The sequence below is a fragment of the Anaeroglomus insulsum genome, assembly GCF_050689095.1.
Lineage (GTDB): Bacteria > Planctomycetota > Phycisphaerae > Sedimentisphaerales > Anaerohalosphaeraceae > Anaeroglomus > Anaeroglomus insulsum.
The window spans coordinates 305,549-328,679 of sequence record NZ_JBOGCL010000001.1; the positions used below are offsets into that span (position 1 = coordinate 305,549).

The window sequence follows — 23,131 nt, forward strand, 5'->3', positions numbered from 1 at the left end:
AGATACATAGCCCTTTATCCAACATTAATCATACGCCTGGTATAAAAAAACCTGCTTTTGTCGGGTTTGGAAAGAGCCGGCAAACAGCCATTATCGGACCCTGCTGACAGAACGGAGTCTCTTTTTCGGGAATCGGGGGCAGACAGATTTTATGCAAGTCTGGCTTTTCATCGCTGGGCCGGCTTGCACATCCAGACTGCTCATAGTCACTGCCACCTGCAAAGAATCGGTTTTCATACGGAATAGCTTGGTTGTTATAAGACCTTCGATTGGCCCCGGATAAACTCCAGGCCGGGTTGGCGGGCGAAATTTTGTTTCTTAGATTTTATAGGTACCGGAATTTCAGCGTGTCGGAACAAGACCCGCCAAGTTTGGTTATGTCAGGCGGATATCCTGACGAACAGAACAGGGACAAGGTATAAAACCAAACCGTGCGACACAAAGAGCAATCCGCTCACGTGCCGCCGGGCAGAGGTACTTAACGTAAGACAATAAAATGGATTGCTATGTTTAACTGGTTCGGAAGACATATTTGTCCGATTGGTGTGGATTTAGGCAGCAGCTTTTTACGCATGGCACAAATCGGATTCAATGGACGCGGGCCGTATTTGCATGCGGCCGCGATTGCTGCGCGGCCTCAGGATATTGAGCCGCAAAGTCCCGCCTGGCAGCGATGGGCCATTGACGCAATTCGCGACCTGCTCAAAACGGGAGGATTCAAGGGCAAAAGCATTATCACCGCCCTGCCATCGGATGACCTGTTCATCGACCAGATCAAGGTCCCGCGTGGCGTGATGGACAAGCTGGACGAGGCCGTCGCATCGCGAATGCAGAAAAAACTGCCCTTTGCCCCCACCGAAGCAATCATCGTCTCGGTGCCGGCAGAGACAGGCCAGGCCAAAGGGGGCGAAGTGGATGTGATTGTGATGGCTGCCCAGCGTGAAAAAGTCAATCGTCATCTGGCGATCTATGAAAAGGCGGGACTGGAAATCGGCGGGATGAGCGTCTGGCCAATCGCCCTGATCAACAGCTATCGGCGGTTTTTCTGTCGGCGCAAGAATGAACAGGACCGCACGGTGATTCTGATGGATATCGGGACACGGCATTGCAACGTGGTCATTGGCCGCGGCGGCGATCTGCTGTTTGCCCGGGTCATTCCAACCGGTTACATCCACCTCAGCCAGGGACAGATGGTGCAGCGGCTGATTGCTGAAATCGACGCATGCTGCCGGTATTTCGAAACCATTGCCGGCAAGGTTCCGATTGAACGACTGCTGTTGCTGGCAGGACGCAATGTGGATAAAAGCATCTGTGACAAAATGGCGGATCTGGCCCAGAAAATGCAGATTCCTGCACAGGTCGGCGATGTCCTGTCGGCCATTGATGTCAACCCGGATTCGGACTGCATGGTGGATCGGCGAAATGTCAATGTGGACTGGGCCACGGCATTCGGGCTGAGTCTGGAAGGAGCGGGCAAAAATTGAGTACCGGACAATCCGTATCACGTGGCTGTTCGTGGAGATTGGATGGTTCCTATATATAACGCAACTATGCGTACGAGGTAAAACCTATGGCAACGATTAATTTTGTACCGAACGATTATATTCAGCAGCGGCAATCCAGCCGGGCAAACCTGATGTATCTGACCCTGTTGGCGGCACTTCTGGGAGGCATCGGCGTCACGTTTTCGGTGATCAAGATGCGGCAAAGCGTCGTCGGACGGGAACTGGCGGCCGTCAATGCCAAGATGATGGAAGCCAGGGAGCAGATTGCCCAGCTGGAAGAACTCAAGACCAAGGGCAAGACCATGATGAAAAGCATGGTTATGACCGCTGAACTGCTGGAGCCGGTTCCCCGCAGCGTCATCCTGGCATGCCTGACCAACAATTTACCCTCGGGCGTCTCGCTGCTGGAAATGCAGTTAGTCGAAAAGGAAAACAAGGTCCTGGCGGCCCCCACAGCCAAACCGGCTCCCACTGCAGCAGCGACAGCGTCCAAGACTGCCGCCAAAACCACCCAGTATCAGGCCGCTGCAGCCAAGAACCAGAAAGCGGCAGCGCCCGAAACCAAAACGGTACTCCAGACCAATCTTGAAATCGAAGGCATCGCCCCCAGCGACATTGAGGTGGCCTCCTTTATCGCCAACCTCAGCGGATCGATTCTGCTGGATAATGTGGAACTGGTTCAATCCAAAGAACAGGACATCGACGGTGTCAAATTCCGCCAGTTCCGACTTCGCTCCTCGCTCAAACCCAACCTGACCTTGACCAAGGAAGACATTGCCCAGATTCGCAAGAAACGGGATGAAATGATATAAACCCCTCGACCGGACAGGTATTTAATATAAAGGATCAGACCCATGACCAGTGGAATTCGACATATCATCTTTTTTGCCCTGATTATCGCGATGGCGTATATCTCCTGGGCCTATATGATCAAGCCGGCCAATGCGGCACTGGCTCAGGAACGCACAATGGTGGAACAGAAACAGGCCAAGCTGATGGAACTGGAGCGGGCCAAGAATACCGCCAGCGACCTGCACGCCCAGCTCAAGCGGGTGGAAGAAGCAATCCAGGTCTTTGAAAGCAAACTGCCTCCCAAAAGCGAGATTCACACCGTGCTGGAAAACGTAACCCTCATTGCCCAGAAGAACGGACTGACCCCCAAAACCATCAGTACCCTCAAACCAACCAATAAAAACGGATATATCGAGCAGCCCCTCAAAATGGAGCTGCACGGCGATTTCAATTCCTATTATGCATTCATGCTGGAACTGGAGCGGCTGGACCGCATCACCAAGATTCGCGAACTGACCCTCAAGAAAAAGTCCCAGTTTGAAGGCCAGACAGAAGCCACGTTTGTGATGAGCATTTTCTTTATGGATTCCAAGAATTAACCTCGGCTGCAAGCGACTGAAATCGCAAACGGCACGTATGAAACGTTGAAAGGACCGATTATGCTTTCGTTTCTTAAAGACGGCCAGACCCTCCCGGCATCCGCAGAGATGAACCCGGCAGAAGGCACCGAAGGCTCCGTAACGCGGCAGGAAGATTACCTGACGGTTTCCGGACACAGCAAAAAACTCAAACAAAGCACCATCCTGCTGATCGCCCTGTTTGCCGTCGGCGGACTCAGCGTACTGCTGATGGTCAAAAAGGCAACACCTTCCCAGGCCGCAGCAGCCCAGCAGAAAGATGAACAGCTGGAAATCGAGTCGGCCATCGCCCAGCTTTCGGGGATGCAAAACGAAGTCAACAAGGAAATGAAAAACGTAACCGGCCGGCTCAATCACCTCTCCGAAGTCGGACAGATTGATGTCAAGGACCTCAAAAAAAATCCCTTTACACGGGAAATGACCGCCGGGGAAATCAATCTGGACAACCGCACGCAGATGCAGATCCTGATGGAACAGGCCCGCAAACAGGCCGCCGGCCTGGAGCTGTGGAGCATCACCGCTTCCCCCCGCGGGGCCTGCTGTATGATTAACGACAAGGTACTGTACGCCGGCGATGAAATCAATGGCTTCAAGGTAGCCGAGATCGGCAAACAATCCGTAACCCTGGAACGCGATGGAGCACGCGTGGAATTGAAGATGAATTAATGCGAAGGCTATTCGGAAAAAAACAGGACCGGCGGGGCGAAGACCTCGCCGCGGTGATGGACTTGCAGGCCGGGCAGACCGAACTGGCTCCGGGCCTGCGCAATCTGTATTCCCCCGCATCCACCATCAAAACCCATGTGCGGGATATTGCGGATGTTCTGGCCGAAGAACAGATTCTCAGTGCCGAGCAGCTGGAAAGCCTGCGAACCGAACAGCAGCGCGGGCACGTTGACCTCGAAAAACATCTCCAGAAGCTGGGTATCAGCAAAGAGGATGTGCTTCGGGCCAAAGCTCGTCTGTACGGCTTTGAGTTCCAGAAAATCAGCCCCAACGATGTGGACAAGGCGGCGTTTGACAAGCTGGATCTGAATTATATCCGCACCAATCTCGTGCTGCCGTTTGCCGTTCGGGACGGCGTTCTGGTGGTCGGAACCAGCGACCCCTCCAATGTATTCGGCATCGATGATGTCAAACGCCACGTCGGAATGCCGGTGGATGTCGTCGTCTGCAGCTCGGAAGACATCCTGGCTGTCTGCGATAAATTCGACGAATCCAAATTCAATTACAACGTCGACGAAATCATGGGCGACATGGGAGATATCGAAGTCGTCCAGGATATCGACGAAGGCAGTGCCGAAGACCTGGAAAAAAGTGCCGGCGAATCCCCCGTCATCAAGTTTGTCAATTACCTGCTGACCAACGCCCTGCGCGAAGGTGCCAGCGACATTCATATCGAACCCAAGGAAAAATACACCAAAATTCGCTACCGTATCGACGGGGTCCTGTTTGATTCCCAGCAGGCTCCTGCCAAAATGCATCCGGCCATTGTCTCGCGTCTGAAAATTATGGCCAATCTGGACATTTCCGAGCGGCGCATCCCTCAGGACGGCAAGATTGCCGTGATTATGGGAGGACGCAACGTCGACCTGCGTGTCTCCGTGCTGCCCTGCAGCCATGGCGAAAAAGTCGTCGTGCGTCTGCTGGACAGCAAGAGCATTATGCTGGGCCTGGACAAAAGCGGAATGGAACCCCGCGTCCTGGAGGCATTCCTCGAACAGATCAACCTGCCGCACGGGATTCTGCTGGTCACAGGCCCCACCGGCTCGGGCAAAAGCACCACCCTGTATTCGGCGCTGGCCCAGATCGACAGTCAGACCATGAACGTCTCGACCGTCGAAGACCCCGTGGAATACAATCTCGAATATACCAATCAGGTTCAGGTCAACGAAAAAACCGGCATGACCTTCTCCGCCGCCCTGCGAAGTCTGCTGCGGCAGGACCCGGATATCATCATGATCGGCGAAATCCGCGACGGCGAGACCGCACGCATCGCCGTCCAGGCAGCCCTGACGGGGCATCTGGTCCTGTCCACTCTTCACACCAACGATGCCCCCAGCAGCGTCTCGCGATTAGTCAATATCGGCATCGAACCGTACCTGATTGCCGCATCCCTCAACGGCATCCTGGCTCAGCGTCTGGTGCGGCGAATCTGCAGCCATTGCAAAGAACCCTATACGGCGCCGGAAAACCTCCGAAAGTACCTGGACAGGGCCAAAATCGAACCCTCCCAGTTGTTCCATGGCAAGGGGTGCGACCAGTGCCGAAACAGCGGCTATGCCGGACGTGCTGGTATTTTTGAGCTGCTGGTAGTCGACGAAAAATTCCGGGAAATCATCAATCAGGATGCCTCGGTCAACAGCATGCGACGGGCCTTTCTGGCGTCCGGCTGGCCGACGCTGTTTGATGACGGCCTGGAAAAGGTCCGAAAAGGCATTACGACCATCGACGAAATCCTGCGGGCCACCGAAGTGTCCGGCGAAATCGGCGATGATGTCGTCAGAAGTTAACCCATGTAAATTCCACAGCATACAGACAGGAAACGATTATGTTTGATGTCAAAGACATGTTGGCAATCGCCATTCAGCGGGGAGCCTCAGACGTCCATATCAACGTGGATATGCCGCCTATCATGCGCATCAACACCGAGCTGATTGTGATGGAGCTTCCCGAAGTCACCCAGGAGATGGCCAGACAAATGGTGCTGGATATGGTCGGTCCCGACAAACTGAAAGTCTTTGATGAAAAACGCGACCTGGACTTTTCGACCATGCTGGCCGACGGCAGCCGTTTCCGTGTCAATGCCCACTGGCAAAAGGAAACCATCGCCATTTCCTTCCGTGCCATTTCCAGCAAGATTCCCAACATTGACGACCTGCATCTGCCGCCCATTGTCAAGGAACTGACCGACCTGCCCCGCGGACTGATTCTGGTAACCGGACACACCGGCTCAGGAAAAAGTACCTCGCTGGCGGCGATGATTAATGTCATCAACTCCAGGTACCGCAAACGCATCATCACCATGGAAGACCCCATCGAATATCTGCTCGAAAACAAATCCTGCATGATTGAACAGCGCGAAGTGGGAGCCGACTGCACAACGTTTGCCTCCGGCCTCAAGCACGCCTTGCGTCAGGACCCTGACGTCATCCTCGTCGGCGAAATGCGAGACCTGGAAACCACCAGTTCGACCATCACCGCCGCAGAAACCGGCCACCTGGTCCTGTCCACCCTGCACACCATCAACGCCTCCCAAACCGTGGAACGTATTATTGATATTTATCCGGCCAGCCAGCAAAACCAGATTCGGGCCATGCTGTCCAATACCCTGCAGGCCGTAATCTCTCAGACCCTGTTTAAACGGGTGGATAAACCGGGCATGGTGCCCTGTGTGGAAATCATGCTGTGCACCTCGGCAGTACGCAACTGCATCCGTGAAAACCGTATTTATGAAATACCCAATATCATCGAAACCTCGCGACGACTGGGAATGCAAACCATGGATTACAGTATCCAGCAGATGTATCTGGCCGGATTCATCGACCGTGATGAGGCCATCCTGCGCTCCAGCAATCCCGGCAAGATGGAACGCCTTCTGCCCCCCAAACCCGGCCAGGTTCCCAATGCGGCAATCGCCGCGGCCACGGCAGAATAACCAGACCGGGACGATTCCCGTCACAGCGATTCACAACGGAGAAACACAATGACAACAGCCGTTAAAAATCCACCGAAAAACACCGCCGCAGCGGCCCCTCAGAGCCCCGGCAAACCCGACAAATCGGGCGGTTTCAGTCTGGAGTTTGGTCCCAGCAAAAAAGATATTCTGAACTTTACCAATCAGCTGGCGGTGATGGTACGAGCCGGCATCAGTCTGCAGGACGCCCTCGAATCCATCGGCACCCAGATCCAGAAACGCAAATTTCGCGTCATTGTTATGGACCTGAAAAACCGGATTGAGGCCGGCGAAAGTTTTTCACAGGCACTCAGCCAGCACCCCGAGGTCTTCAGCAACCTCTATATCAATATGGTGGCCGCCGCCGAAATCTCCGGTTCACTCAGTTCCATGCTCCAGCAGCTCGTCGAATATCTGGACCAGGAAGCCGACACGCGAAGCCAGGTCATCAGTGCCATGGTGTATCCCATTATCATTGGTGTCATGGCGATCACCTGCGTAACCTTCCTGCTGACCTTTGTGCTGCCGCGGTTTCTGGTGGTCTTTGCCGGCAAGGAACACCTCCTGCCCGCCCCCACCAAGCTCATTATGGCCGCCAGCAGCGGCATGCGAAATTACTGGTTTATCGTGTTTCCCGCGATCGGCGGATGCATTTTGGCTTTCTGGTATTTTACCTCACGAACCAATATCGGAAAAGCCTGGTGGGATCGCACCAAGCTGCGTATCCCCCTGCTCAAAACGCTCTGCCGCAGCCTCTATATCACCCGAAGCATGCACACCATGGGCGTATTGACCAATGCCGGCGTGCCAATCCTGGATACGATTTCGATTACCGCCCACATCACCGGCAATGTCCTCTATGAAACCATGTGGAAAGGGGTCCATGAAGCCGTGCGGCAGGGCAAAAAAATCGCCGCCAGCCTGGGCTCCTATAATCTGATGCCCGGCAACGTCGTACAGATGATTCAGTCGGGGGAAGAATCCGGCACCATGGGCGAAGTCCTCAAAGATATTTCCGAGTTCTACGCCCGCGAACTCAAGACCACCATCAAAACCGTCACCAGCATGATTGAACCGCTGATGATTGTCGTCATGGGTGTCCTGGTCGGATTTATTGCAATGAGTATTATTCTGCCCATCTTCAAGATGTCCAGTGTGGCCTCAGGCAAATAGGCCGGACACTGGTTCGTCATCGAAAGGGTAAACCATGAATACAAGGCAATACAAAACCGGATTTACGCTGCTGGAAGCCCTGCTGGCAGTCATGCTGATCGGACTGGCCGTGGCGGGACTGGCCGCCTCCAGCGGAGCCTTCACCCAGTATAACGCCGCAGGCGTGGATTTGAGCACAGCGGAATTTCTCATCGAGGAAATCCGCGAACTGACCGCCCCGCTGCCAGCCGTGGACCCCACCAGCGGAACGGCAACCTTTGGCACCGAAAGCGGGGAGATCGCCGTCGGCAATTATGATGACCTGGACGATTTCCATAACAAATCCTTCAGTCCGCCGATTGATGTCAGCCGCACCGCCATGCCGGAATTTTCGGCCTTTACACAGCAGGTTACCGTGCAGAATGTCAGCCCCGCCAATCTGACCCAGGCGGTTGCCAATCATAGTACGGACTTGTACCGCGTAACCGTAACCATCACCAAAAACGGGCAAACCATCAGTTCAGCAAGCTGGATTCGTGCTCGCTATTAACCCAGAGGCTGTCCCATGAATACAACGCATCCAAAAACAGGTTTCACCATCGTTGAAATGCTGATGGCACTGGTCATCCTGGCAATGCTGATGACGGCAGTGGCCGTAGCGTTTGACGCATCGGTAACAAATTTCCAGGTCAATGAAGGCATTTCCAAGACCATGAATACGGCCCGGGCCGCCCTCCTGCGGATTACCACCGAACTGAGAACCGCCCAGGGTGTGGCGGTCATCGGTGCCGGCGGAGACCCCGACAATACCCGATGCAGTCTGATTGCCTCGGACGGACGCAATATTACCTACCGCTATAGTCCCGATGAGAAAATACTGTATCTGGACGATAATACCAGCGGCAACAGCTATGCCCTGTGCCGCAATGTCACTGGCGTCACATTCAACCGGGCCCTGGTCCCCAGCAATCCCGCAGCCGTCCGCAATGTGCGCATCCTGCTGTCCGTGGAAGACGACCACGCCAGAGTCAGCCAGACCCTGGCCGCCGCTGCTGTCGTTCGCAGAAATTTGAATTAAGGGTGGCTCTAAAAATTGCTTTTGAGCGGTAAACAGAAGATTTTTGTTCGCCGGCAAGGAAGACAAATTAGCTTGATTTGGATAATAAAGCGGCTTTTGTCTGACACCGCCGGCAACAAAAAGAGTCGTTTGTCCGCCAAAATGAATTTTTAGAGGAACCCTTAACCCCTCATCGCGTCGGCCTGATCACTCCTGACCCTGGATGTCAGGATTACCCCCCCTGGCCGCAGCCATTCGCGTCTCCATTTTTCTCTGGACTTCACGGCCCCTGCCAGCTATGTTGGAAGGGTATTCTCTGAAACCAACAACAGGATTGGGTCGTATGATATAGCAGGAGCCATCACGGAAAGGATGCTGTATGAAAACGCTAAATAACGTCATTATTATAATAATAATGGCTTTTATATCCAGTTTTTCTATCTCATGCTCCGATGTCGCGATTACGGGACGAAAACAGTTCAATATTGTTCCGGATGCGACACTCAACAGCATGGCTGCCACCGAATACAGTCAATTCTTATCGGAAAATAAGAAAAGCACCAACGCCCAGCAGACCTCTCTGGTTCAAAAAGTCGGCACGCGGATCGCCAGTGCCGTCGAAACCTACTGCAATGCCAACGGGATGGCGGATCGGGTCAAAGGCTACAACTGGGAATTCAACCTCGTCGAAAGCGACGAAATCAATGCCTGGTGTATGCCCGGCGGCAAAGTCGTCGTGTACACAGGCATCCTGCCTGTGACCCAGGATGAGACAGGCCTGGCCGTGGTAATGGGCCATGAAATCGCCCATGCAATCGCCCGGCACGGCGGAGAACGAATGAGCCAGGGGCTTCTGATTGAGATGGGCGGCATCGCCCTGAGCGAAGCCCTTGCCTCCCGTCCGGCCGCAACGCAGGAATTGTTTATGAAGTCCTACGGCATCGGCGCCAATGTGGGCTATTTACTCCCTTACAGCCGCCTGCAGGAAAATGAAGCCGACCGGCTGGGATTGATTTTTATGGCTATGGCCGGTTACGACCCCCAGGCTGCCGTGAGCTTCTGGGAACGCATGGCAAACCAGGGCAACGCAGCCCAAAAACCCCCGGAACTGCTAAGCACCCACCCCGCCGACCAGACCCGCATCAACAACCTCAAAAACTACATGCCCGAAGCGATGTCGTATTACAAAGTGAACCCAAGCAAGGCAGCCCAGCCCACGCCGGCAGCAGCGGCCGCAAACTCAACTTCACCCAGGACAACAGCCCAATCCACCGCCGCTTCAGAGATCACCACCCCAAAACCCCAGACTCCCCAAGCCACAGGAAGCTGGAAAGAAATCATCTTCGGTCCTGCAAAAGGCAACTAAGCTGCTCCTGAATCAAACCAGGTCCTCATCCTCGCGCAGGTCAATCCCTTTGTCGCTAAAATCCAGGGGAATGGCCAACCCCTGAATAATTGCTCGTACTGACTCCGGAATATCCGGTTTCTGAGGGCAACAGGCAGTATATTTGGCAAGCATTTTGACCGTCGCAGCAAATTTCTTATCCAGCGAAGCAACAAACGTCTCCATCGGCTTCTCCGGTCCGCCCGGAATCATTAATTGATAGGCATGCAGGGTCAGACGGTCAATGAGCGGCGGTTCTTCCTGATATTTGGACAATTTATAGTTAGATTTGAATGATGATAGATACAGGGGAGCACTGTCTGCATAGAGCGGGTCAATGGCCAGAGGAAATCCCTTATGAGCAAGATGGATACGGATTTGATGGGTCCGCCCGGTAATCGGCATCGCTGCAATCAGGGTCAGCGAACCCATCGGAAGCAGCACCCGATAATACGTTTTGGCCTTTTTTCCTCGCCAGGAATCGATCCGAACCGTTTGAATCTTATCGCTTTTGCAAATCGGGGCAGTGATAAATCCTTGCTCTCGCGGCAGTTGTCCACGAATGATCGCAACATAGACCTTCCGGGCCTGATGCTTGGCAAAACAGCGGCTGTAAAAACTCTGCGCCGCCAGGGTCTTGGCCAGCAGCATCACGCCGGAGGTGTCTTTATCCAGACGGTGAACCAGACGCAAATTCAGGTCCCTGCCGGCCTGACGCGACAAAAGTTGCCGAATATCCGCCGCACCACTGCGGTCTGCAGTCACAGAAACCCCGGCGGGCTTATTGATCAATAGCTTATCCGCATCCTCGTGAATAATCTTTATCTCGTTTTGAGCCATAAATACTCCTGCACTCTCTCAGGGCATTATACACCGGATTGCGAAAATGTCCATCGCGTAAGTCGGGAAACCCTTTTTTGAATCCGGTTTAATGAAAAACCTGTCCTCTTCAGATCCCTTCCGGACAAATTGCTTGAAACGGACAGAGCATTTTACGTATAATAATATAAAGAGGTGGAACATGCGCACTATCTTAGTCACAAAAACGATAGGCCGGCAACACCAGAGCATAACACCGGATACGAACATCATAAGCTTAATCGCCCAGATTCAGGCTTTTCCATGGCATTATTATCCCCATCAAACCGCTGTTTCAAGCCCCTGTTTTATCCCATTGCAAACAGGTTGCAGACCCTATAACCCCTCCACCGGCCCTGAATTCGGCCACTTTTATAAAGGAGTACGATTATGAGCGTCCTGGAATATCTGAATATTCGTCGCACCCCCTATCGGGTCACGGAACACAAACCGGTTTATTCGGCACGTCAGTTGGCACGCGTCGAACACGTCAGCCCCCGGCAGGTAGCAAAGCCCGTGGTAATCGAAGCCGACCAAAAACTGTATTTGTGTGTCTTACCGGCGGATCGTATCGTGGATTTATATGCCCTCCAGCATCATCTCAAAGCCAAAGAAGTCAAGCTGGCCGACGAACAGCAGCTCAAAGCGGTGTTCCGGGATACCGAACTGGGGGCCGAGGCACCCCTGGGCCAGCCGTATGATTTGCCGGTCCTGCTGGATAAGTCACTGACCAAAGACAAAGAAGTCGTCTTTCTGGCCGGCTCGCACCGCAAGAGCGTCTGGATGGACATGGAAGAATACATCCGCCTGACTGAGCCGGAGATTCTGAGTTTCAGCCTGCCGGATGAGTGGCCGCCCGCCAGCGACTGGCCGGTCTTGAACCCGTTCTGGCCGGATGGGTTTATTTATTAACGGACCGCTCCAGCATATCGCTGTAGGACCCTTCCAGCAGATCTTCGGTACGGATGCCAAACAACGCCATGAACCGCTGACATTGCGCCCGGAGTCTTTCAGTCCCGATGGACAGGTCAGAATCAATCGCCTCAATCTCGACGAAACTTCCAAGCCCTTCGACCTGATCGATATGAAACTTGACGTTCTCGACAAAATAGATCTCCCGCCGCTTGACAACTTCCACCCTCACCCCCAGTGCCGCCGTCAGCAGCTCCTTGACGGCCTGACCCTCAGGACACGGATAAAGCCAGACATCCGACGGTTTGGGACCGGTCTGGTCGGGGCGGCGATAATAAATCAGGGCATTTTCGATAGTCCCTTGCCGCAGTTTTAGCCGACCCTCAGGGACATTAAAATACGTATCGATTTGCGTATCGATACCTGCCAGACGCGCCTGATGCTGCCGGAGAACCCGCCGGACAGACTCAGGCTCACTGCAGCGGGCCTTGATTTCGACATTCAGATGTGCCATTTACGCCCCCGCATAAATCGCCTTGATTTCATCGGCAAGGATTTCGATACCCCGCTGCACGACCGACTCGTTCTGCGAATAGGTCATCCGGATGCACTGCTGCTTATGGGACCAGTCATCATGCTCCAGACCGGGAAAGAAATAATGGCCGGACAGGACCAGTACCCCGCGACGCTTGAGCCGCCGATACAGTTCACCACTGGAGACCGGCAAATCCTTAAACCACAGCCACAGGAATATTGCCCCCTCGGGTTTATGGATGCAGTAATCCATCCCGTCCAGGCTCTCCCGCAGCAGCCCCACAGCAGTCTGCATTCGCCGATAATAAAACGGACGGATAACGTTTTGGCTCAATTCGATAATCCGTCGGCTCTGAATAAGAGTCAATGCCAGGGCCGGCCCGATACTGCCGGGGGCCAGACTCATCACCGCCGTGGTTTCACGGATGGCCCGAATTACGTCCGGCCTGGCAACCACGATACCCGTGCGTACCGCAGGCAGTCCCAGCTTGGACAGGCTCATACAGAGAATGACATCCTCATCCCAGCTCAGGGTTGCCGGCTCGAACAATATCCCCGGAAACGGCAGTCCATAGGCATTATCGATAATCAGCGGCACACCCGCCGCACGCGTCATCGTTCGCAGCCGGGCAATTTCATCATCGGTTAAGACATTGCCCGTGGGATTCGTCGGACGCGACACACACACGGCCCCAATGTCCGGCCCAATCTTCAGCGCATCGAAGTCGATATGATACTTGAACTGTCGATGATCCAGCAATTCCATCCGGGGACGAACCGACGTAAACAGGCTTTGTCCCGGGGCAAAGCCGATATCGGCATAACCAATATATTCCGGAGCCAGCGGCAGCAGGATTTTACGGAACGAACCATCGGAAAATCGACCGGCAAACAGCGAGAACAGGATATAGAAGGCCGACTGACTCCCATGCGTCAGGGCGATATGGTCCGGCCCAACGGGCCAGCCATACTGGGTTTTCAGCAGCTCAGCCACCGCGGCCAGAAACGCCGGATTGCCGCCCGGACCGTCATAATCCCCAACGCATCGCTCATACACCCCCGGCGTTCGCAGGATATCTTCCATGGCGTCACGAAACACCTTTTCCATTTCCGGAATATGGGCCGGGTTGCCGCCGCCGAGCATCAGCAAATCCGGACGCACACTCATCGCCTGCCCCAAATCCTCCATCAATTCCCCAATCCCCGACAGGGTCCGTGCTTTTTGACCAAAGCTGGAATACTCAAATGGCCTCATCTGCTCACTGCGCCTCGGATTAAACTCAAATGCATCTGATGTGCCCAACCCCTCCGCCGGTCAAAAGGAATGGCTTTCCACCGACTGTTTCAATTCTCTGCAGGACTGATAAAATTCCTCCGTCTGCATTTGACGCAGAAAAACAAATCCCCGTGTCGCTCGGATCAGAGCGCTGGGGTGGTCATAAAACCACTCACGGCCCAGACAGGTCTTGATGGTTTGATACTGGCTGACCTGAATTTTCTGGGCCAGTTCCGAGAAGGGCCCATCGTGTTCATAGCTGGGGAACGAGGCATCCTTCTGACTCAAAAAGGCATTCTGAAACGCCTCATGCATCACATTCAGCATGCACAGACTGACCGGCACATAACAATTCGCCTCCGACGGTTCAAACCGGTACCAGACGTTGCGATACCCCCACACGGTGATGTCCTTGCGGCCGGTTTGACGTTCATAAATCCGCAGAGCCTCGGAAATCGCCTGGAGTACTTTATAATGCGTATCGGGGCCGCTTCCTTCCGGATCAAATGCCACCGTCACCACATCGGGCTGGATGTCTTCAAAGGCCTTGACAATCGGCAGCACATCCTGATCCATCTGCGGCTCACGGGTAAAAATATCCCCCGTATAAAACCCCAGACGCAGATGGCGGACATTGTCGCATTTCCAGCCGTAATAGCCCCACAGGCATTCGGCTTCCCATTCACGGCACATCCCCTTGAGCCGCTGGATCTCCGGCGTATCTTTCTTGCCCGGATAGGCCGCATCGAAATAAGCCTCCAGTTTGCCAAGCCGGCTGTCCAGAGAAACCAGCACCTCCGGACCGTAAATCTCGACAAGGTTGCGCAGTAGACGCCGGGCACAGCCTTCCATCTTATAGGGTTCACTCCGGGCGGCCACACCGTCCAGATACTGCCAGACGTCGCGGTTGCGATCCACACCATCATTGGGCAGAAAATAACCCGTCGTCATCAGCCGGCGAAAAGACGGCCATTCCACACAGCGGCGCAGATTGGCCAGCTGTTTTTTCATGAAATCATTCGTCACCGAAGTAAAACCGCTGGTCAGAGTCATAAAGTAATGCGTGTTCCCGGCCTTGCGAAAATGCCGAACCACCGACGCAAAATAGCCCAGCATCACGTCATCGTGATGCGGTTCCGTATGCAGAAACCGTCTGTTGTCCTGGACGTCCATACCCGCTGCAATATTGGCAATCAGGGTCTCACGGATCCGGCCTGTCAGGGTCTTCAGCGGTTCCGTCAGACGGCTCAGCAGCAGTCGTCCGCTCGGGTGACCCTGACAATCCGCTTCCGTCAGCTCCGTCAGGGTCTTGTGCTTTTCGACGGCCAGATCAATTAAAATCTTGGCACTATCCACCGGCTCAATCACAGGGGCTGCCTTCAGACGGACCAGCTGACGCTCAATCAGGTGTTTGGCCGCACCCTGGGTGATATAAAACCGGGCATAGGGCAAGACGTGCAGGGCCGTCGCCGGAATATGCACATCGGGCGACGACTGGATCGCCGCCGCGGTCACGCCGGCCTTCGCCTCCCCAGCCGCCAGAATCAGGGCAACACAGTCCGGATTCTGCGTGATGGTACGCAGCCCGATGGTGATCACCAGGCTCTTGCGAGCAATTTCAATACCGCCCAGATCGGTGGACGCGGCGGCCTGCGTTTCATAGTTGATCGGACACAGACGCGTCGTGGAGTAATGATCCGAGCCGCTGATATTAAAACCAATATGGCCATCCGGACCGATCCCCCCCAGGAAAAATCCGATCCCCCCCAGCGCCTGAATCCGGCGTTCGTATTCCATGCACCAGCCATCAATCCGCTCCAGCACCGCTTTCTGTTTCTGCTCCAGATCGTTGCGGGGATGACGATACCGCAGCGTCAAATCAACCTGACCATCGGGCCAGACCTCCGACAGGGTTTCATCCTCAGCCAGTCCCAGCCGCGACGCATCCATCAGCAGCGCCTTGGCCGGATCCAGACCGAACCCCTGAATATAAAAGGTATTGACATAATAATAAAAGCTGTTATGCCGCGACGATTCCATCGGGTAAAATTCGTCGATCTGGACAAAATGCAGACTCCGCATATCAGGACGACGGGCCGGATCCACCCCCACCCGCTCCAGCTCAGCCTGAACCGCAGCAAGGTCCCAGTGCTTCAGAAAATACTGAACCCATTTGATGAAATGCTCCGGCGTTTTCCCCGTCGGCAGCGAAATCACACCCCCCGGATGATCCTGGACCCATTCCAGAAAACGAACTGCCGCCAGCTTGCCCAGCGCCGGAAAACAGTCCACAACAATCGTCGGAATCTTCTCGGTGGGCGGATAAATAGCCGCATATTTTGAACTCTTCAGAGCGATTTGTTCCGTTTTAGACAGACCATAATCACCCCCGCTTTGATCAACCACATCCTGAACCATGTCATTGTGTCCTGTATTCAATACACCTTGTGTTCTCAGAAACGACCCTCCAAACAGCAATCCCGCACCAGCGGATTACTGTCCGAGCACAGCAGCCATCTGTTTCTCGTTCCTGCATATCGACTCAAATAACGCCAGTTGCGTTCGGCAGCGATCCAGATTATGCCCCGACCGATGCGTCGAGAAATACCAGTCTCCCTCCAGAAAATCCGTCAGAAAACGGGTGGCCATCAGCAGCGGGAACATCTTGGCTCCCGTCATCAGGCTTTGTATTTCAATCTCCGTCAACAGGCCCGCCGTACCGTCCAGATACCCTCGGGCTATCGCTTCAAAACGATCCATCTGCACGGCAATCCCCGACAAATCGGTCTGGTCTTCTTCCGACTCGCTGACGGTGGTTCGAACCTGATCGCCGAAATCATACGCCGCCACACCCGGCATCACCGTATCCAGATCAATCACACAAATCGCCTCATCGGTGGCCTTGTCAAACAAAACATTGTTGACCTTGGTATCATTGTGGGTGGTTCGCAGCGGCAAGACCCCGCTGCGAATCCATGCAGCCATGGTCTCAAAAATAGCCGCATGCTTGACGATCAGCTCCGCTTCCGGCCGGGCCTCTTTGACCCGTCCGACCGGGTCTTTTTGAATCGCTTCTGTCAGACGCTGATAGCGTTTGACGCCATGGTGAAAATCCGGAATGGTGTCCTTCAGCGGCGGCCCGTCCAGATCGGCCAGATGATTCAGAAAACTGCCGAACGCACGGGCCGATTGATAAATCTGCTGCGTGTTCCTGGGCACTTCAACGGTATAACTGCCCTGCACAAACCAGCACAGCCGCCAGCATCGGCCCTGCTCCGCTTTCAGGTACAGCTCCCCGTCCCGGGTGCGGATAAACGCCATCGTTCGCCGACGGACCTCCGCCGGCGGCAATTTCCCCGCCAGATGACGCGTCACCCGATGAATATTGTCCATCAGAGCATCGACATCCTTAAATACCCGCGTGTTGATCTCCTGAAGCACATAATGCACATCCGCGGTGCCCGCCTGCGCCGTCACCAGATAGGTTTTATGCAGATGACCGTTGCCCAGCGGCTCAGCCGCGACCGCCTGACCCTCTATCTGAAAACGCTGCGCAATATCCAATAATTCTCGCATAGGCTGTTCTCCTTATCATAGGACGTCACAACCGCCCCCGCGGATACACAGTTATCCCCAGAGTTGCTCGGGATACACACCTTCACGGATTTTGGCCCGAATCCCGTTTTGCGAGGTTGGCAGGTCCTCTTTGTAGGTAATCCCAAACCAGCTTTCACGCGCTGCCAGCACGCGGCATTTTTTCACTCCGCTGGTAATCAGCCCTCCCACCGCAAACGGCAGATAATATTCGGCCTTCACGTCCGTCGCTTTTTGGGACAGAAAATCACGAAATTCGCTATCCAGATACCCAAAAATATCCGGACTAAATCCCCAGAAATTCATCGACACCACCGTATCATTCGTCAGAAAATGGCGGGTCCCGTTTTCGTCCACAAATTCAGCTCCCCCGGGCCGTTTTTCCAGCTTCGTACGCTCCACGATCCGTTTCAGATAACCCGCCGAGTCGATCTCACAAACGCCGCGGCTGACCGTTCCGAAATCCGACAAGGTATTGCCCAGCGCATAACCCACCATCGCATAGTCCTGCACACGACCCTGAGCCAGTCCCGTCAGATGCTTATTCATCATCTCAAAGGCCGATGGGCCGTAATAGTCGTCAGCATTGATCGCGGCAAACGGCTCGGCAATCTTGCTGCGAGCCACCAGCACCGCATGCCCTGTCCCCCAGGGCTTTTGCCGGCCTTCCGGAACAGAATACCCACCCAAACAACTGTCAAGTTCCTGATAGGCAAACTCGATTTGAATCCGTTCTGCCGCCTTCGGGTTGATTTTCTGCCGAAAACTGTCCTCAATCGACTTGCGAATCACAAAGACGATCTTGCTAAAGCCTGCCCGGATGGCATCATAGAGCGAATAATCCAGAATAATCTCGCCATTGGGGCCAACGGGTTCAATCTGTTTAATCCCGCCAAAACGGCTGCCCATGCCTGCGGCCAGGATCAAAAGAGTCGTGTTGTCTTTTTTATGCATTGTATTAGTTATCCTCTGAAAAAGTAATCATACGGCCGTTATTGTACTCGCTCAATCCGCACAGGCAACAGAAAACCGCTCTCTCCTATAATACCCCGCAACACCCTATTTTGACCCCAAAAATGATTTTTCACAGGAATACTTTACTTTCACTGCTTTTGCCCATAAAATCCCGCAAAAAGGATACTCCTCAAACAAGGATTGACACGGATGTCTCGACACATTGTATTATGCATGGCCGCAATAGTGGTATTGCTCAGTTCCTGCGTACCTCCCACGCACCCCCCCACAGTCCAGCAGCCCGGCCAAACCGGCACACCAACGGTACCGCCAGTCGTGCAAGAGCCGCCCGTGTCGGCCAACCCGCCGGCGATGTCATTCATTCATGGCTGTTATGTCCATGGCCGGCGGATCGGAGATATCAACCAGCTTCGACAGTCTCGACTTGACCGCTTCAATATCCTGTATCTTATCGCTGGGCCCGACTGGAAACCTACGGATTTCGACTTATCCTCGTCGGAGGCCATCCAGAAACTGGTCACAACTCACACCTATCCGGCTGGACAGACCGGCTTGGCAATGGCCCCCCAGCTGCTTGGTCGTGCCCAGAAAAGCGGCGTCAAGACGCTGCTGTCCATACAGGATGGTGAGTTTCTGCCCTTAGCCCGGAATCCCCACCGGCGGGCCTGTTTTGCCAGGGTGATGACGGCTTTTGTCAAGAAATACGGCTTTGACGGCATTGAAATCGACTGGGAATCTGAGTTTGACATCCCCCTTCACGCCGCCCTGATGGCCGATATCCGCCAGACGCTGAACGAGCTGAGCCGCTCGACATCACGATATTACTACCTGGCGACGGCATTGATGGCCGGAAAAAAATACTCTGCGGATATGGCCGCACGCCTGAGCCGCACTGTGGATTGGATCAATATTATGACCTACGACATCGGCGGCGGCACCTGGGGCACCACCCCGGGCCATAACACCCCGCTCAACCGGATTAAGGAATTGATGAATAACTGGGCAGTGTTTCCGCCCGGCAAAGTCTGCATCGGACTGGCCAATTACGGCTATTATTATCAGGGTATCCAGCCCGGCCAGAACAGTTCAGTCCCCCTGCGAAACATCGGCCGCTCCATCTACCATAATCAGTTGGCGGCACTGTTGGCCGCAGGCTGGACGGAAATATTCGACAACCAGGCCCTCGCCCCCTATTACTTCAGCCCCGACAAACGCAGCTTTGTCAGCATCGATAATACGGTCAGCCTTGACCATAAAATGAGGTGGATTTCGCAGCGCGGCTATCGCGGCGTGTTCTGGTGGGAATTCCACTGCGACCTCGTCCCCCCCGCACCCGGACAGCGCTACGCCCAACACCCGTTGATCGACCACGTCGAGGCCATAATCCGCGGCTATTCGCGATAACGGCCTGCATCAGAGTCTATCGTATCCGACCGTTTACAGCGTTTTGATTCGGATATTTTTGAACGACACCTGCGAGCCGTGGCCAAGGAAACCGATATGACCGCGTTCGTTGGCAAGGCCCGGATGGGCGTTGCCGTCGATGGTGCCTTTTTCAATCGCCTCCGTAATATCGGCATCCACAATGGTAACCCCATTGAGAATCACGGTAATATGACGGCCTTTGGCAATCACCTCTTCGCTGTTCCACTGGCCCACGGGCTTAAGATGCCCCCGTTTGGCCGGCACCACGCCATAAATCGAGCCATGATACTGATAGGGCTTCAGCGAGGCGTACTGTTCGGAGCTGTCGTCCAGAATCTGAATCTCCATCCCGCCATAGGCCGCATCGCCGTCTTTGGGGGCACGAATGCCCAATCCATTATTGGCCCCCGGCGTCAGGCAGAAATCAAATTTCAGATGAAAATCGGCATATTCCTCTGCAGTGAAAATGTTTTTTCCACCCCGACACACCATCGCACCGCCTTCGACGACATACCCCTGGACATCCCCAATCCAGCCGCTCAGGTCCGTACCGTTAAACAGCGTAACCCAGCCCTCGTCCTGTACCGCCGGCAGACGACGGACGAAAATATTATCGAAGCAGATGCGATGGCCATGGCACTGCAGTTCAATCGGCCCGCTCGGGAATATCGGCCGGCTGCGATCCCAGTAATTTTCCATGACAACATTATCAACCACCAGCTTGCCGTTGAGATATACCGTCACACGTTCACCAACCATGCGAATGAAAAACGTATTCCACTCCCCGATCGGATTGTCAGCCTTGACCAGCGGCTTGGACGGATTTTTCTGATTGTTGTACAGCCCCCCGGAGCCTTCGGGCCAGTCAGCCGGGTCCCAGATTTGCACCTGCGGCGAACCACGCAGATAAATCCCGCTGTCGCCGTGCGAATCGATCTTCCAATCCACGTACATCTCGAAATTCTCATACTCTTCGGCGGTCGAAAGACTAAACCCTTGACCGTCAAAGACCAGAACACCCTCCTCCACCGACCAGTGGGCCTTCATACTCTCATCGGCTTTGGCCTGGCATTCAGCACGCTGCTCGGGCGTCAATGCCGCCCGCTTGACAGGATTATCATTCGGCGGCAGTAAAACCCCTTTCCATCCGGTCAAATCTTTGCCGTTAAACAGAGCGGTGAATCCCTCCGGCACAGGCCGTTTGACACTGGCCGTTTTGGGCAGCGTGTCCAGATAGGCCTGAGCCTGCTGCTTTAATTCCTCATTTTTAATCAGGTCAACGGCCTTTTTCAGCACCTTGGCCGTCTCATAGCCTTCCAGCCCGCGTTCCTGACCTTCAGCAGGCAGGGCAATCCTCGCCACACTGACCGCCGCATCCGACTGTAGCGATGCGTCATCCAGATACGACGCCGCCAACTGCAACGCTGCCGACGATTTGATCTGTCCGACCGCCCCCAGCACCAGCCGCTTTTCTTCCGGACGGCTCACCGCAGCCAGAGCCTCTTTAACCCGTTTGAGCTTATCCGCATCTGAAAGACCACTGGTCTGCAGCAGTTTTAATCCGCTGCGTAAAGCAATCACCTGATGCTTCAATTCTCCCGTTTTGACAATGCCCATCAGGCCATCCAGGGCCGACGCATCCGGCCAGTCGGCCAGCGCCCGTATCCCGGCATCCTTGATTTCGGCATCATCGCTTTTAACCGCATCCAGTACTGCAGTCAACGCCTTCGCCCCGCCAATCCGACCCATGCAACGCAGGACAATAACCTGATTGGCACCCGACACGGTAGGCAGCACCTCCAGCAGCGGCTGGGCCTGTTTTTCCTTATCCGCTTCGCGCAAAGCCGCCTGCACCACAGCCCGCGACAAAGCCGTTCGTTCCTGTTCATTGGTACTGTCCAGCATCAGCTTAATCACCGCAGGCATATCCCCCGCCCCGGCCACATCGCTCAATGCCTTCATCGCCGCCAGCCGGATGGAGCCGTCCGCATCCTGAGCCTGGGCCAGCAGGGCCGCACTGCAGCACATTGCCGCCCGTCCGGCCAGCCCCTCCATCAGGGCGATCCGTGCCCCCTGCGGCATCGTCTTCAACGCATCTGCCGCCGCCAGCAGTGGTGGATCACCTGGCAGCCGCATCAGGATATCTCGTCCGGCCATGATAATCTCCGGCTGGGCATTCTGCCTCAGGACTGCCAGGATCGGCTCAACAGCCTCCCCCGGCCTGAGTTTCGCCGCGGCCTCCATCGCCGCAATCACCACCTGCCCATCCGCATGGCCAAAGGCCTTCACCACAGCCTCCCAGGCGGATTGATCGCCGCGTTCTCCCAGCATCCCCAGAATCCGTGCAGCAAGCACCGGCTTGGCCTTCTGGAGCTTATCGACCCATTGGGTCGTTACCTTCGCCCCCGGTATCGCCCCGCCCATCCGAACCGCTGCGGCCTGAAGCGCAACATTGTCGCTGTCGGCAGCGGCCAGCAAGTCGTTCATCGCCTGCTCACCCTGCACGGAAGCCAAAATAGCCAGAACCTTTATCTGTTGATGAATCGGAGCCTCCGCCCCGAACTGTTTGCAAATCGCAAGTGCCTTATCCTTCTGCCCCTTTTCTGCCAGTCGTTCAGCCAGCAGCAGATAATCGTCGCCGGCCACGGATTTGGCATAGCCAGTGGCTTTTTTCCAGTCCGACGCAATCGGCCCGGCCGCGGCTTCATCTCCGATATTGGCCAGCGCCCAGCGGGCACTGCCCCGCAGGGCCTGATGATCCAGCAAGGCCGTAATCGCCCCGGACGCTTTCTGGACCCGCAATGATCCCAGGCCAAGGATGACATCCGTTTTGGCCACCGTATCCTGTCTGCCCAGAGACTCCAGCAGCGCATTGCAGGCCGCCTCCGTCCCAATCTGGGTCAACGCAGTCGCCGCAGGACTGCTCAGCCGAGCATCATTCAGATACCCCGCCAACGTCCCCACGGCCTCATCACCGCCGGCATACTGGAGCAGTTGAATATACAATGCCTTGATTTCTTTGTCCGCATCCGACTTCAGAGCTTCACAGAGTGTCTGGCTGAACATCTGGCGCTGCTGGGGGGCACCCTTGCCCACAGTCACCGCCAGGTCCATCAGAACCGTCCGCACGCGTCCATCATCGCCCGAAGGCTGCACCAAATCGCATAAGGCCCTGATCGCCTCTGGCCCCTGCTTCAAAAGGGTCTCACATAACGCCTTATCCTGCTCAAACGTCTGGCCCGGACTGGACGTCAAAAGCTCGGCCACTGACGACTGTGCCGCCCCAGCCGCTCCGCCAAGAGCCAGCACTACAGATAACACATACACACGATATAAACTCATCGGAGTCTCCT

General features: G+C 54.9%; 19 protein-coding genes. 12 read left to right on the forward strand and 7 right to left on the reverse strand.

What is annotated here, in order from left to right; genetic code table 11:
• Window positions 1-506 precede the first annotated feature (506 nt).
• From pilM to ACQ9LF_RS01305, 10 genes are all read left to right on the forward strand, one after another.
• Window positions 507-1,484 carry a pilus assembly protein PilM gene (gene pilM / locus ACQ9LF_RS01260; RefSeq protein WP_462487543.1) on the forward strand — a complete coding sequence of 326 codons (978 nt, stop codon included), beginning with the start codon at window positions 507-509 and terminating at the stop codon, window positions 1,482-1,484.
• 86 nt (window positions 1,485-1,570) lie between these two features.
• Window positions 1,571-2,317, forward strand: coding sequence for a PilN domain-containing protein (locus tag ACQ9LF_RS01265; protein ID WP_462487544.1), 747 nt, complete (start codon window positions 1,571-1,573; stop codon window positions 2,315-2,317).
• A gap of 42 nt (window positions 2,318-2,359) precedes the next feature.
• Window positions 2,360-2,896 (forward strand): type IV pilus inner membrane component PilO, encoded by a 537-nt coding sequence (locus ACQ9LF_RS01270; RefSeq protein ID WP_462487545.1) that lies wholly within the window; start codon window positions 2,360-2,362, stop codon window positions 2,894-2,896.
• A 60-nt stretch (window positions 2,897-2,956) separates the two neighbouring features.
• Window positions 2,957-3,601: a hypothetical protein gene (locus ACQ9LF_RS01275; RefSeq protein WP_462487546.1), complete on the forward strand. Its 645-nt coding sequence runs from the start codon at window positions 2,957-2,959 to the stop codon at window positions 3,599-3,601.
• The gene (locus tag ACQ9LF_RS01280; RefSeq protein WP_462487547.1) at window positions 3,601-5,448 is read left to right on the forward strand and encodes a GspE/PulE family protein; all 1,848 of its coding nucleotides are present in this window, start codon (window positions 3,601-3,603) and stop codon (window positions 5,446-5,448) included. The genes ACQ9LF_RS01275 and ACQ9LF_RS01280 overlap by 1 nt, the downstream gene beginning before the upstream one ends.
• A 38-nt stretch (window positions 5,449-5,486) precedes the next feature.
• Window positions 5,487-6,593, forward strand: a complete 1,107-nt coding sequence (locus ACQ9LF_RS01285; RefSeq protein WP_462487548.1) for a type IV pilus twitching motility protein PilT — start codon at window positions 5,487-5,489, stop codon at window positions 6,591-6,593.
• Window positions 6,594-6,641: 48 nt separating this feature from the next.
• Window positions 6,642-7,784: a type II secretion system F family protein gene (locus ACQ9LF_RS01290; RefSeq protein WP_462487549.1), complete on the forward strand. Its 1,143-nt coding sequence runs from the start codon at window positions 6,642-6,644 to the stop codon at window positions 7,782-7,784.
• Window positions 7,785-7,818: 34 nt separating this feature from the next.
• Window positions 7,819-8,313: a type IV pilus modification PilV family protein gene (locus ACQ9LF_RS01295; protein ID WP_462487550.1), complete on the forward strand. Its 495-nt coding sequence runs from the start codon at window positions 7,819-7,821 to the stop codon at window positions 8,311-8,313.
• Window positions 8,314-8,328: 15 nt separating this feature from the next.
• Entirely contained in the window at window positions 8,329-8,841 is a 513-nt protein-coding gene (locus ACQ9LF_RS01300) for a PilW family protein (protein ID WP_462487551.1), read from the forward strand.
• 358 nt (window positions 8,842-9,199) lie between these two features.
• Window positions 9,200-10,186, forward strand: coding sequence for a M48 family metallopeptidase (locus ACQ9LF_RS01305; RefSeq protein ID WP_462487552.1), 987 nt, complete (start codon window positions 9,200-9,202; stop codon window positions 10,184-10,186).
• Between the two features lie 12 nt (window positions 10,187-10,198).
• Here the strand turns inward: ACQ9LF_RS01305 and ACQ9LF_RS01310 are convergent, their stop codons facing one another.
• A complete protein-coding gene (locus ACQ9LF_RS01310) occupies window positions 10,199-11,044 on the reverse strand; it encodes an RluA family pseudouridine synthase (protein WP_462487553.1) in 846 nt (281 codons plus the stop codon).
• A gap of 408 nt (window positions 11,045-11,452) precedes the next feature.
• Between ACQ9LF_RS01310 and ACQ9LF_RS01315 the strand changes: the two genes are divergently transcribed.
• Window positions 11,453-11,974 carry an aminoacyl-tRNA deacylase gene (locus tag ACQ9LF_RS01315; RefSeq protein ID WP_462487554.1) on the forward strand — a complete coding sequence of 174 codons (522 nt, stop codon included), beginning with the start codon at window positions 11,453-11,455 and terminating at the stop codon, window positions 11,972-11,974.
• On the opposite strand, the gene ACQ9LF_RS01320 is transcribed toward ACQ9LF_RS01315, so the two are convergent.
• The 5 genes from ACQ9LF_RS01320 to ACQ9LF_RS01340 all read right to left on the reverse strand — a co-directional run bounded on the left by ACQ9LF_RS01320 (window position 11,964) and on the right by ACQ9LF_RS01340 (window position 18,332).
• Complete coding sequence (locus ACQ9LF_RS01320; protein WP_462487555.1) at window positions 11,964-12,488, reverse strand: class IV adenylate cyclase; 525 nt, start codon at window positions 12,486-12,488, stop codon at window positions 11,964-11,966. The two genes, ACQ9LF_RS01315 and ACQ9LF_RS01320, sit on opposite strands and share 11 nt — an antisense overlap.
• Window positions 12,489-13,763, reverse strand: a complete 1,275-nt coding sequence (locus ACQ9LF_RS01325) for a valine--pyruvate transaminase (RefSeq protein ID WP_462487556.1) — start codon at window positions 13,761-13,763, stop codon at window positions 12,489-12,491.
• Between the two features lie 60 nt (window positions 13,764-13,823).
• Window positions 13,824-16,202 (reverse strand): glucosamine-6-phosphate deaminase, encoded by a 2,379-nt coding sequence (locus ACQ9LF_RS01330; RefSeq protein ID WP_462487557.1) that lies wholly within the window; start codon window positions 16,200-16,202, stop codon window positions 13,824-13,826.
• 75 nt (window positions 16,203-16,277) lie between these two features.
• The gene (locus ACQ9LF_RS01335) at window positions 16,278-17,360 is read right to left on the reverse strand and encodes a phosphotransferase enzyme family protein (RefSeq protein WP_462487558.1); all 1,083 of its coding nucleotides are present in this window, start codon (window positions 17,358-17,360) and stop codon (window positions 16,278-16,280) included.
• 51 nt (window positions 17,361-17,411) lie between these two features.
• The gene (locus ACQ9LF_RS01340) at window positions 17,412-18,332 is read right to left on the reverse strand and encodes a sugar phosphate nucleotidyltransferase (RefSeq protein ID WP_462487559.1); all 921 of its coding nucleotides are present in this window, start codon (window positions 18,330-18,332) and stop codon (window positions 17,412-17,414) included.
• Window positions 18,333-18,542: 210 nt separating this feature from the next.
• Between ACQ9LF_RS01340 and ACQ9LF_RS01345 the strand changes: the two genes are divergently transcribed.
• Complete coding sequence (locus tag ACQ9LF_RS01345; RefSeq protein WP_462487560.1) at window positions 18,543-19,757, forward strand: glycosyl hydrolase family 18 protein; 1,215 nt, start codon at window positions 18,543-18,545, stop codon at window positions 19,755-19,757.
• Window positions 19,758-19,790: 33 nt separating this feature from the next.
• Here the strand turns inward: ACQ9LF_RS01345 and ACQ9LF_RS01350 are convergent, their stop codons facing one another.
• Entirely contained in the window at window positions 19,791-23,120 is a 3,330-nt protein-coding gene (locus tag ACQ9LF_RS01350) for a 3-keto-alpha-glucoside-1,2-lyase-like domain-containing protein (RefSeq protein ID WP_462487561.1), read from the reverse strand.
• Window positions 23,121-23,131: the final 11 nt, after the last annotated feature.